Source organism: Streptomyces sp. WAC 04229 (assembly GCF_003947455.1).
Classification (GTDB): domain Bacteria; phylum Actinomycetota; class Actinomycetes; order Streptomycetales; family Streptomycetaceae; genus Streptomyces.
In genome coordinates, this window is the sequence record NZ_QHJH01000435.1 from 1 (window position 1) to 678 (window position 678).

Sequence of the window (678 nt, forward strand, 5' to 3'; positions counted from 1 at the left end):
CATCGATCTTCGCCCGCTTACCCTGTGCATAGGACGCTCCACCTGCCCCCCCCGGGCCTCACCGAGTCCGGCGCGAAGGCCGCGCTGCTCACGGAGGGCGACCTGGAGGGCGACTGGAACCAGGTCCAGGACGCGGACAAGTGGCGCGAGGGGATGCTCGTCGGCGAGGTCGACGTGTCCGACTTCCTCACCGCCAAGACGGACGCCTCGGACTGCCAGGAACTCCTCGACGGGCTCTACGGCGAGAAGCTGCTGGGCGAGCCGTCGGGGCCGTCGGCGGTCACCGGCTTCGAGCAGGGCGACTCCCGTCTCCTGGACCAGGTGGCCGGTTACGACCGCGGCGGACTGGACGACCGCCTGAAGTGGATGGAGTCCCTGCCCCAGAAGTGCGACCAGTTCACCGCGACCGACTCCGAGGGCGAGAAGCGCACGGTCCAGGTGACCGAGGCGTCGGTGCCCGAGGTGGGCGACGCCCGTGCGGGCCTGCGCGTGACCGTGCAGGGGTCCACCGGCGGCGGTCCGGCCACGCTCAGCCTGGACGTGGCCGTCGTGCGCGTCGGCACCTCCGCCCTGACCGTGACCGGCGGCGGCCTCGACGGAGACCAGGCCGACGCCGTCGAGCAGGGGGTGCGGCAGGGCACCGACCGCCTGAAGACCGTCCTGGACGGCGGGACACCC

1 protein-coding gene is annotated in these 678 nt (G+C 72.6%); it reads left to right on the forward strand.

What is annotated here, in order from left to right; translation table 11 throughout:
- Positions 1–24: 24 nt before the first annotated feature.
- On the forward strand, positions 25–678 hold a 654-nt coding region (locus tag DMH12_RS38735), incomplete at its 3' end, for a hypothetical protein (protein WP_260474510.1).